This window comes from Caballeronia sp. J97 (assembly GCF_905220305.1).
GTDB lineage: Bacteria > Pseudomonadota > Gammaproteobacteria > Burkholderiales > Burkholderiaceae > Caballeronia.
This window is the reverse complement of record NZ_CAJMZL010000024.1, coordinates 106,256-114,743: the sequence shown is the minus strand read 5'-3', so window position 1 is coordinate 114,743 and position 8,488 is coordinate 106,256. Positions and strand designations below refer to the sequence as shown.

The 8,488-nt window shown below is 61.8% G+C and carries 7 protein-coding genes; 5 read left to right on the top strand and 2 right to left on the bottom strand.

The window, feature by feature from the left end; translation table 11 throughout:
- Positions 1-82 precede the first annotated feature (82 nt).
- From U4Y90_RS25995 to U4Y90_RS25985, 3 genes are all read left to right on the top strand, one after another.
- Positions 83-883 carry a DUF1835 domain-containing protein gene (locus U4Y90_RS25995; protein ID WP_321798898.1) on the top strand — a complete coding sequence of 267 codons (801 nt, stop codon included), beginning with the start codon at positions 83-85 and terminating at the stop codon, positions 881-883.
- A gap of 33 nt (positions 884-916) precedes the next feature.
- Entirely contained in the window at positions 917-1,522 is a 606-nt protein-coding gene (locus tag U4Y90_RS25990) for a TetR/AcrR family transcriptional regulator (protein ID WP_321798896.1), read from the top strand.
- Positions 1,523-1,773: 251 nt separating this feature from the next.
- A complete protein-coding gene (locus tag U4Y90_RS25985; protein ID WP_321798908.1) occupies positions 1,774-2,406 on the top strand; it encodes a GNAT family N-acetyltransferase in 633 nt (210 codons plus the stop codon).
- Positions 2,407-2,479: 73 nt separating this feature from the next.
- Here the strand turns inward: U4Y90_RS25985 and U4Y90_RS25980 are convergent, their stop codons facing one another.
- Positions 2,480-2,983 carry an Lrp/AsnC family transcriptional regulator gene (locus U4Y90_RS25980; protein WP_321798894.1) on the bottom strand — a complete coding sequence of 168 codons (504 nt, stop codon included), beginning with the start codon at positions 2,981-2,983 and terminating at the stop codon, positions 2,480-2,482.
- Between the two features lie 145 nt (positions 2,984-3,128).
- On the opposite strand from U4Y90_RS25980, the gene hppD reads away from it, so the two are divergent.
- Entirely contained in the window at positions 3,129-4,232 is a 1,104-nt protein-coding gene (gene hppD / locus U4Y90_RS25975) for a 4-hydroxyphenylpyruvate dioxygenase (protein WP_321798893.1), read from the top strand.
- A gap of 106 nt (positions 4,233-4,338) precedes the next feature.
- On the opposite strand, the gene U4Y90_RS25970 is transcribed toward hppD, so the two are convergent.
- Entirely contained in the window at positions 4,339-4,548 is a 210-nt protein-coding gene (locus U4Y90_RS25970) for a hypothetical protein (protein ID WP_321798891.1), read from the bottom strand.
- Positions 4,549-4,893: 345 nt separating this feature from the next.
- Here U4Y90_RS25970 and U4Y90_RS25965 point away from each other — a divergent pair, with 345 nt between their 5' ends.
- Positions 4,894-8,466: an indolepyruvate ferredoxin oxidoreductase family protein gene (locus U4Y90_RS25965; RefSeq protein ID WP_321798889.1), complete on the top strand. Its 3,573-nt coding sequence runs from the start codon at positions 4,894-4,896 to the stop codon at positions 8,464-8,466.
- Positions 8,467-8,488: the final 22 nt, after the last annotated feature.

Below are 8,488 nucleotides of genomic sequence, written 5' to 3'. Positions count from 1 at the left end.
TCGCAGCCCGCCGTCATTCGATTCGCGTAAACTAGGACCGCTCACTCTAGCGGTCCTTTCGTCTTTCCGGCGTCCGACACCGATGAACACGATTCATGTCACGAATGGCGATTGCGCGGCCCAATCCCTCACCGAAGCCCTGCTGCGCGCGGAGCGCGAAGAGCAGGTCATCGCGCTGCGCGACGATCTCGCCGTCGGTCCGATCAGGGACATCGACGAATCGCCGCTCGCGCGCGCCGCGTTCTGGCATCAGGTTTTGAGCAGCGCGATCGACTTCGAGGACGAGCTCGAAGCGCAGCAGGAGCTATACAACCGCCTCGCGCGCGGCGATGGTCAGATCGTCGTGTGGCATGGCCAGAGCGCGGCCGACCAGCTTACCCTGCGGCGTGTCGCCTATCACCTGCGCAACGCGCCCCAGCGCCTCAACGAAGCGAAACTCACGCACGACGATCTGAAGATCGACACCGACGACAGCGATCCGCAACGCATCGGCCGCGACGATCATGCGACGGCCGTCGGCATGTTCTCGCCGAAGCAACTGCTCGCGAAGCTCCCGACCGCCGCGCCGATTTCCGTGCTGCGCATCAGCCGGCTCGCGCTCGAATGGCAGGAAGCGAAATACGCCAATGCGGAGACGCGTCGTCTGCGCGACAACATGCTCGTTTCGGGAACGTGGATCGACGTCGACGAAGCGCTGCTCGACCTCGCCGGTCCCGAATGGAAGCCGGCGGCCCGGATCGCCGGCGCGGCGATGGGACAGCGCTTCGATTTCATGCTCTCCGATTCCGTCGCCTTCTGGCGCTGCCGCGAACTCGTGACGGCGGGACGGCTTAAAATCCGCGGCACGCTGTCCGACATCAGTCAGGCCGAGTTGCGCCGCTGAATCGATATCCATAAGAACACATTCTTCGAACACATGGCCCGTACTAAAGCGCCCGATCACGAGACACAACGCGAACAGATCCTCGAACTCGCCGCCGCGAAATTTGCCCAGACGAGCTATCCCAGTACCTCGATGGCCGATCTCGCCGCCGCGAGCGGCACGTCGAAGGCGCGCCTCTACCACTACTACGAGAGCAAGGAAGCGATCCTCTTCGATCTGCTCGACCGCTACACGAAGCGGCTGATGCTGATCATCGCGGAAGTGGAAGGCGCGAGCCAGCGACGCGGACTGGGCGAGCGCGAGGCGTTCGCCGATCTCGTGCGCGCATTTCTCGCCGAGTACGAGACCTCGCACAGCCGGCACGTCGCGCTGCTGAATGATGTGAAGTATCTCGAAGAAGCGCAGCGTGAAATCATTCTCGACCGTCAACGCGACATCGTGGCGGCATTCGCACGCCAACTTGCGCGCGCTTATCCGAAGCGCGCGACCAAGGACAACCAGACCGCGCTGACGATGATGGTATTCGGCATGATCAACTGGACGTTCACCTGGCTCAAGCCGGGCGGCAAGCTCGGCTACGCGGAGTTCGCGGAACAGGTCGTCGACATGATCGAAAACGGGCTGAACGCCGATCGCTAGAAATGCTGCGGCACAACAGACTCACCGGTCGGTGAATCGTTCCGTTTACACAAATGACGTAAATTATTGATTTAAATGAAATTTAAACGATTTCAGTAATCGTTTAGAACGCATCATCTAGTGCATTTTAAGGGTTTTCCCGTACTCGTTTCTCCGGAATCAGCTAGAATTCGTTTTGCTTTGCAGCACGCTGCATGACGAATGAAGGAGGAACTACCGTGGAACTGACTCTCAACCGCACCGCCGAGCAGATCGTCGCGCACGATCAGCCGATCAAGGACGCGCGCAGGCCGGTTCTCGTCCGTGAACTTTCGTCGGCGGATCGCGAGCGTCTCCTCACGCACTTTCTCGCCCTCGACGAAGACGACCGCCTTTTGCGTTTCGGGCAAATCGTGCCGGATCACGTCATCGAGAACTACGTGCACAACATCAACTTCTCGAACGACAAGGTCTTCGGCGTGTTCGGCAGCGCGCTGGAACTGATCGGCGTCGGCCATCTGGCTTATCTGCCCGCTGAAGGCGACAAGCGCACCGCCGAGTTCGGCGTATCGGTGCTCGAAAGCGCGCGCGGCCGCGGCGTCGGCTCGAAGCTGTTCGAGCGCGCCGCCATGCGCAGCCGCAACACGCAGGTATCGGTGCTTTATATGCACTGCCTGTCCCGCAACTCGACGATGATGCACATCGCGAAGAAGTCGGGCATGAAGATCGAATACGCATACGGCGAAGCGGACGCTTATCTGTCGCTCGCGCCGGCGGACCAGACCAGCATCATGGCTGAATTGCTTCAGGAGCAGGCCGCCGTGTTCGACTACGCGATCAAGCGTCAGGCGCATCGCGCGTCGCAGGTTTTCCAGGCGTTCATCCCGGCGGCGGACGCCGCGTAAATTTCTCAGGACAGCGCGGGGTTTGCGCTGCGAGCGGGACCAACAAGGGCGGCACTGACCGCCCTTCGTCGTTTCAACGCAGCGGCAGAACCGTCGTCTCCTTGATGCGTTCCAGCGAGAAGCTCGAACGCACATCGATCACCGACGGATGATGCAGCAACTCATCCTGCACGAAGCGCGAAAAGTCATCCATGTCGCGCACCTGCACACGCAGCAGAAAGTCCATCTCTCCGGTCATCGCATCACACGCGACGACCTCCGGCCACGAGCGCACCGCTTCGCGGAACAGGTCGCCGTGCGTCGGCGCTTTAGGCGTGCCTGCCGCGGCCTGCGTGCCGCCACGTTTTTCCAGGCGCACATTGATGTACGCGAGCAGGCCGAGCCCGAGCTTTTTGGCGTCGAGCAAGGCGACATAGCCGCGAATCACGCCCGTTTCCTCCAGCCGACGAATACGCCTCAAGCACGGACTCGGCGACAAATTCACGCGATCCGCGATCTCCTGATTCGACAGCCGCCCGTTCTCCTGAAGAATCGCGAGAATACGCAGGTCGATCGCATCGAGTTCTGGCTCGGCCATTTTCTAGCTCCAACATAGGTCGCTTTGGCAGCATCGTGCGCAATCTTATGAATTCGCGATTTGTTTCGCAAGTTTTTGCCAGTCTGACCTGACTACACTGTCTCCACGTCGCGCACACGCGCCGCACCTAATTCAGGAGACATGCATGACCGCAACGACTTGGGAAAACCCCGTCGGCACCGACGGCTTCGAGTTCATCGAGTACACCGCGCCGGATCCCGTCGCGCTCGGCAAACTGTTCGAGCAGATGGGCTTCACCGCGATCGCGAAGCACCGTCACAAGGACGTGACGCTTTATAGGCAGGGCGAGATCAACTTCATCGTCAACGCCGAGCCGGACTCCTTCGCTCAGCGCTTCGCGCGGCTGCACGGACCGTCGATCTGTGCAATCGCGTTCCGCGTCGCCGATGCCGCCAAGGCTTATCAGCGCGCGCTCGAACTCGGCGCCTGGGGCTTCGACAACAAGACCGGCCCGATGGAGCTGAACATTCCGGCGATCAAGGGCATCGGCGATTCGCTGATCTACTTCGTCGACCGCTGGCGTGGCAAAAACGGCGCGCAGCCGGGCAGCATCGGCGATATCAGCATCTACGACGTCGACTTCGAACCGATTCCGGGCGCGGAGCAGAATCCGGTCGGCCACGGCCTCACCTATATCGACCACCTGACGCACAACGTGCACCGCGGCCGCATGGTGGAGTGGGCGGAGTTCTACGAGCGGCTCTTCAACTTCCGCGAAGTCCGTTACTTCGATATCGAAGGTAAGGTGACGGCGGTGAAGTCGAAGGCGATGACCTCGCCGTGCGGCAAGATCCGCATCCCCATCAACGAAGAAGGTTCGGAGAACGCAGGCCAGATTCAGGAATACCTCGACGCCTATCACGGCGAGGGCATTCAGCACATCGCGCTCGGCGCGAGCGACATCTACGGCACGGTGGACGGCCTGCGCGGTGCGAATATCGCGCTGCTCGACACCATCGACACGTACTACGAGCTCGTCGACCGTCGCGTGCCGGGCCATTGTGAGTCGGTTGCGGAACTGAAGAAGCGCAAGATCCTGATCGACGGGACCAAGGACGAGATCCTGTTGCAGATTTTCACGGAGAACCAGATCGGGCCGATCTTCTTCGAGATCATCCAGCGCAAGGGCAATCAGGGCTTCGGCGAGGGCAACTTCAAGGCGCTGTTCGAATCGATCGAACTGGATCAAATGCGCCGCGGCGTGCTGAAGGACACCACCGCGGGCTGAGTCGCGAAAAACACGCGGACGTAAAAAAAGGACATGGACCGCGAGGGTTCATGTCCTTTTGTTCATTCAGCGGCCCGGTATGTCGTTCCGGACCGCGACGAGCGGGTCAGCCCGCCTTCTCGTCGTCGCTGCTCTCCGATTCACGGCGCTTCTCGACGCCCGCCTGAACCGATTGAACGCGCACTTGCGCGACCCGTGCAACCGACGACGCCCCGAACGGCGAGGCATTATTCGCCCGTGCGCCGCCCATCGGCGCGCTGATGGCGAAAAAGGCCGCCGAAACCATCAAGAAATTCTGGATGTGGCGTTGTTTCATCGTTATCTCCTTCTAACTTCGTGCATACAACCTGCTCTCGGAATTAAAAACGTGCACAAAAAAACAGCACGGGAATTCCGGAAGCGCCATTTTAGACAGAGATGAGCGGGAGGGTTCCGTGAGTCGGTCGAATTTACACGCTGTAACAAAACCCTCCTGACGACGGTCAAATCGTCAAGGATTTGACGCAATGGGCAGGTAAGTGAGGAATTTTTAACGGGTTTGCCCCACTGTCTGGAAAACCCTGAGAGCGGCAAACTGGAATCCCGGCCCGAGCGTTCACAAGACGCGAAGGCCCGAAACATGCTTTGGTGATCCCAAACCTCGGGTGGAGGAAGACACATAATGAACGCCCCGCTAGACGCAGAACAAAGAGCTTCCCTAGAAGCCGCGTTGAAATCCGTCACGCTAGACGACAAATACACGCTCGAACGCGGCCGCGCCTATATGAGCGGCATCCAGGCGCTGGTGCGCCTGCCGATGCTTCAGCAAGAGCGCGACAAGGCCGCCGGTCTGAATACCGCCGGATTCATCTCCGGTTATCGCGGTTCTCCCCTCGGTGGTCTCGACCAGTCGCTCTGGAAGGCGAAGAAGCATCTCGCCGCGCACCAGGTCGTGTTTCAGCCGGGCGTGAACGAAGATCTCGCCGCCACCGCCGTGTGGGGCTCGCAGCAAGTCAACCTGTACCCGAGCGCCAAATACGACGGCGTGTTTTCGATGTGGTACGGCAAGGGTCCGGGCGTCGACCGTTCGGGCGATGTCTTCAAGCACGGCAACTCCGCCGGGTCCGCCGCGCACGGCGGCGTTCTGGTGCTCGCCGGCGACGACCACGCCGCGAAGTCATCGACGCTCGCGCACCAGTCCGAGCACGTTTTCAAGGCATGCGGCTTGCCGGTGCTGTTCCCGTCGAACGTGCAGGAATATCTCGATTTCGGCCTGCACGGCTGGGCGATGTCCCGCTACTCCGGCCTGTGGGTCGCGATGAAATGCGTGACGGATGTCGTCGAGTCGTCGGCTTCGGTGGATATCGATCCGCATCGCACGAAAATTGTGCTCCCGACCGATTTTGCGATGCCCGACGGCGGCCTCAATATCCGCTGGCCGGACCCGCCGCTCGTGCAGGAAGCGCGTCTGCTCGACTACAAGTGGTACGCCGCCCTCGCCTATGTGCGCGCGAACAAACTCGATCGTGTGGAAATCGAATCGCCGCACGCCCGCTTCGGCATCATGACCGGCGGCAAGGCGTACCTCGACGTCCGCCAGGCGCTGACCGATCTCGGCCTCGACGATGCGACGTGTTCGCAGATCGGCATCCGTCTCTACAAGGTCGGCTGCGTGTGGCCGCTCGAAGCGCAAGGCGCGCAGGAGTTCGCGCGCGGGCTGGAAGAGATTCTCGTCGTCGAGGAAAAGCGCCAGATTCTCGAATACGCGATCAAGGAAGAACTGTACAACTGGCCGGATGCGCAACGTCCGCGCGTCTACGGCAAATTCGATGAGAAAGACGGCGCGGGCGGCGAATGGTCCGTGCCGATGGGCAACTGGCTTTTGCCCGCGCACTACGAACTCTCGCCCGCGATCATCGCGAAGGCGATCGCGACGCGTCTCGAAAAGTTCGACTTGCCCGCCGATGTGCGCGCACGCATCGCGACGCGCATCGCCGTGATCGAGGCGAAGGAAAAGTCGCTCGCGCGCCCGCGCGTCGAGGCCGAGCGCAAGCCGTGGTTCTGCTCGGGCTGTCCGCACAATACGTCGACGAACGTGCCTGAAGGCTCGCGCGCGATGGCGGGCATCGGCTGCCATTACATGACGGTCTGGATGGACCGCAACACGAGCACCTTCAGCCAGATGGGCGGCGAAGGCGTGGCGTGGGTCGGCCAGTCGCCGTTCTCGAACGACAAGCACGTCTTCGCGAATCTCGGCGACGGCACCTACTTCCACTCGGGCCTGCTCGCGATCCGCGCGGCGATCGCGGCGAAAGTGAACATCACGTACAAGATTCTCTACAACGACGCGGTCGCGATGACCGGCGGCCAGCCCGTCGACGGCGTGCTGACCGTGCCGCAGATCACGCATCAACTGGCGGCGGAAGGCGCGGCAAAGATCGTCATCGTCACGGATCAGCCGGAGAAATACACCGCGAGCGTCGGACTTGCGCCGGGCATCGACGTGCATCATCGCGACAAACTGGACGACATTCAACGCGAGTTGCGCGAAGTTCCGGGCACGTCGATTCTGATCTACGACCAGACCTGCGCCACCGAGAAGCGTCGCCGTCGCAAGCGCGGTGCGTTCCCCGACCCGGCGAAGCGCGTCGTCATCAACGAGGCCGTGTGCGAGGGTTGCGGCGATTGCTCGGTGAAGTCGAATTGCCTGTCGGTAGAGCCGCTGGAGACTGAATACGGCACGAAGCGGCAGATTAACCAGTCGACGTGCAACAAGGACTACTCGTGTCTGAACGGCTTCTGTCCGAGCTTCGTGACGGTGGAAGGCGGCCAGTTGAAGAAGCCGAAGGCGACGAGCGTTGCCGGCGATGCCATGCCTTCGGTGCCGACACCGGAGCTGCCGGAAATCGGCCGGCCGTACGGCGTGCTGGTGACGGGCGTCGGCGGAACGGGCGTCGTGACGATCGGCGCGCTGCTCGGCATGGCGGCGCATCTGGAGCAGAAAGGCGTTACCGTGCTCGACGTCACCGGTCTCGCGCAGAAAGGCGGCGCCGTGATGAGCCACGTGCAGATCGCGAACCGCCCGACCGATATCCACGCGACGCGCATCGCGATGGGCGAGGCGGATCTGGTCATCGGTTGCGATGCGATCGTGACCGCGAGCAACGAATGCGGCTCGCGGATGCAGCCGGATCACACGCGCGTCGTCGTGAACAGCGCGCAGACGCCGACGGCCGAGTTCATCAAGAACCCGAACTGGAGCTTTCCGGGCGCGAGCGCGGAGGCGGATATCCGCGCGGCGGCGGGCGAGCATGTCGCGCTCGTCGATGCGAACCGTTTCGCCGTCGCGCTGATGGGCGATGCGATCTATACGAATCCGTTCGTGCTCGGATTCGCGTGGCAGAAGGGTTGGGTGCCGCTGCGGCATGAATCGCTCGTGCGCGCGATCGAGCTGAATGCCGTGCAGGTCGAGAAGAATCTCGCGGCATTCGAGTGGGGCCGTCGCGCGGCGCACGATCTCCCAGCCGTTACGCGTCTCGCGCATGGCGCTCCGGACGCGGCGCCGGGCAAGATCATCTCGCTGCATACGCCGAAGGCGCTCGATGCGCTCATCGACAAGCGCCTCGACTATCTCGCGCGATATCAGAACACGGCTTACGCGGCGCGGTACGGGCGGCTGGTGGCGTCGGTTCGTGCGGCGGAGGCCGAGCTCGGCAGCGGCGATTATTCGTTGACCGAAGCCGTCGCGAGGAATCTGCACAAGCTGATGGCGTACAAGGACGAGTACGAAGTCGCGCGCCTTTATGCCGATCCGGCGTTCCTCGACAAGGTGAAAAACAGCTTCGAAGGCGACTGGAAGATCAAGGTCCATCTCGCGCCGCCGTCGCTTTCGCGCAAGGACGCGCATGGTCATCTGGTGAAGAAGCAATACGGCCCGTGGATGATGTCCGCGATGCGGATTCTGGCTCGATTCAAGTTCCTGCGCGGCACCGCGCTCGATCCGTTCGGGCGCACGGAAGAACGCAAGATGGAACGCGCGTTGATTTCCGAGTACGAGGCGCTGGTGCGTGAGCTGATCGGCGGATTGACCGCGCAGAAGCTGCCGCTCGCGATCGAACTGGCGAGTCTGCCGGATTCGATGCGCGGGTACGGGCACATCAAGGAAAACAACGTGAAGGCGGCGAAGGTGAAGTGGGAGAAGCTGCTGGCGCGGTGGCGCAATCCGCAGGGCAGCGAAGCAAGACAAGTGGCCTGACGCGCTGACTCAAAAAAACGGC

Bases quoted from the DNA above. Each gene is read 5' to 3' on its own strand.
- U4Y90_RS25995 (WP_321798898.1), top strand. From the start codon at position 83: ATGAACACGATTCATGTCACGAATGGCGATTGCGCGGCCCAATCCCTC.
- U4Y90_RS25990 (WP_321798896.1), top strand. From the start codon at position 917: ATGGCCCGTACTAAAGCGCCCGATCACGAGACACAACGCGAACAGATC.
- U4Y90_RS25980 (WP_321798894.1), bottom strand. From the start codon at position 2,983: ATGGCCGAGCCAGAACTCGATGCGATCGACCTGCGTATTCTCGCGATT.
- hppD (WP_321798893.1), top strand. From the start codon at position 3,129: ATGACCGCAACGACTTGGGAAAACCCCGTCGGCACCGACGGCTTCGAG.
- U4Y90_RS25970 (WP_321798891.1), bottom strand. From the start codon at position 4,548: ATGAAACAACGCCACATCCAGAATTTCTTGATGGTTTCGGCGGCCTTT.
- U4Y90_RS25965 (WP_321798889.1), top strand. From the start codon at position 4,894: ATGAACGCCCCGCTAGACGCAGAACAAAGAGCTTCCCTAGAAGCCGCG.